The 1,999-nt window shown below is 44.2% G+C and carries 2 protein-coding genes; both read right to left on the bottom strand.

The window, feature by feature from the left end; all coding sequences use genetic code 11:
• Nucleotides 1–178: 178 nt before the first annotated feature.
• Nucleotides 179–694: a DUF4269 domain-containing protein gene (locus tag IQ219_RS19195; RefSeq protein WP_194073674.1), complete on the bottom strand. Its 516-nt coding sequence runs from the start codon at nucleotides 692–694 to the stop codon at nucleotides 179–181.
• A gap of 105 nt (nucleotides 695–799) precedes the next feature.
• Entirely contained in the window at nucleotides 800–1,567 is a 768-nt protein-coding gene (locus tag IQ219_RS19190) for a CPBP family intramembrane glutamic endopeptidase (protein ID WP_194073673.1), read from the bottom strand.
• Between the last annotated feature and the right edge of the window lie 432 nt (nucleotides 1,568–1,999).

Below are 1,999 nucleotides of genomic sequence, written 5' to 3'. Positions count from 1 at the left end.
AACGTATTTGCCGTAAATGGACTATGCCCATCCACCATTGGAAGGCGGCTCTTGCTTGTTTTGCTATTGAACACCCTAATTCTTTTCTTTTCTAATTTCCCCTTTACACAAATTTCTTGACACTCCCAAAAAACGTTACTCTGAAGTTCCGTCACCATCGCATTGTTATCCCTCGATTTCATTGTGTCGCAGTTAATGCCAACAATTCACGGTCGTCGGTTTGTTCAAGCCCAAGAATTGCCCCGTAAGGCTCACCGGACAATCCAAGAGCTTTGGCGAACGCAGGTTCCGTTTTCAAGCCAGAACGTTTCAATTCTGTCACGGTTGATTTTAGGTTAGGAGACAAAGCGAGTAACCGCTGTTCAATCCGAAAATGCCGTACGCCCCACTGTTTATTTGTCGGAATTGGTTGGCAGAAAATCTCAACGTCCCATTCAAATGCATTGAAATGAACAATGATGGATTCATGATTTTGAAAAGTTCCGTGTCGAATTTGAAAGCCACCTTGAGATTCAAACTGACGCGTTATGAATCCTGCGAATCGGTCAAGATCGTCACAATAACAAGCAATGTCGATATCGCTGTTGGACACATCAATTCTAAGCGGCGGCGTTCCGATCACGATTGGGTCGAATGAACACAGGTTGGCCAGCAGGTCGAGATTCTCAATTGCTTTTTCGTAAGAGATTCGCATCGGGAATCAAAGCCAAGTGGAATAAGGGTGCGACGCAAAGACTTGAACGGTAGACGAAGTTTGATCGTCCGCTCCAAGCCCATTGTTAGCTGGCTGCCCCATACGCTACCTGAAACTCTTCAAATGATCAATCGTCGCCATCACTAGATGGACAGTAACATGAGCAATGATCGCGGCCTCAAGTCCCTTCTGCCAGTATAGATAACCCGCAATCAAACCGAAAAACCCATTCCCCACAATGATATACGTAACCAACGAAGCTGTTGCTTGAGAACTGAGTGTGAATGCTAACGGTAAATGCCCTAATCCAAATGCGATCGCTGAAACACCAATGGCAAGAACAACATAGACAGTATCAGGATTTCCTTGCCCTTTTTGCAACACCCGCCATGCTGCCCATACAAGCAGAGACATCAAGCCCCACCGCATTAAGATTTCCTCGGTAATTCCTCCATAGAGAATGCGAGTGAGTAAAGGTGTGTTATTAGATAGTGCTTTTGCTTGGGCAACAAATTCATTGGGAAGTGAGGAACGCCAAAGGAAAGATATCGTTGAAATCGCGACACCGCCGAATACTCCGCCCACCAAACCAGGAATCACCTGAGGCTGAATCGCTAAAATTGGCTGCTGAGCGCTACTTGCGAGTGCTTCAAGAAAAGGTGCTGATAACCCAACTTTATATGCCAAATTGACTCCTATTAAGACTGCAATCAATAATAGGAAAGTGGGCAAAATTAGGTTGATAAGCTTGACGACGATGATAGGTAGAGGAAGTTCTTCGGCAGGGATTGGCAGTGCAATCCAGATGGTGGAAATCACTCCTATCATGCCAATTAGCCACAAAATAATGAATAGAATTTTCTTGGAAATCATGCTTGGCAAAACCTACGAAATAGACAGCGATGATCCTCTCACAGATAACCTTAAAATTATTGTCTTTATCTTATCTACTAGCAGCAGACGCAATAACAAGCGCCAATCACTGTCGGAGGGAGTAGCACGGGGAAACGGGTCATGGCTCAAAGAATGGGAAACGGAAGAAAGGTTTCTGACGAGCTTAAGGGGGACAGACTGCATCACCCTAGTACTCGACCGATCGCCTTGACCAGCACAAAGGCGATCGTACTCTCACAAATTTAACCCATCTATCCTGCCAACATTCGGGACAATAGTAGAGAAAGTATCTTAGACCGTTCTAAAGCTCTGCACTATAGTCTTGCAATTAACGAATAAGAACGAGTATATTTAGGAAAAGCCAAAGACATTGGAAATCTTCTTTAAATATAAATAAAATAAGCTTATAGT

Source organism: Synechocystis sp. LEGE 06083, from assembly GCF_015207725.1.
GTDB classification, from domain to species: domain Bacteria; phylum Cyanobacteriota; class Cyanobacteriia; order Cyanobacteriales; family Microcystaceae; genus Synechocystis; species Synechocystis salina.
The sequence above is the reverse complement of the archived record's forward strand: the minus strand, read 5'-3'. Positions and strand labels throughout refer to the sequence as shown.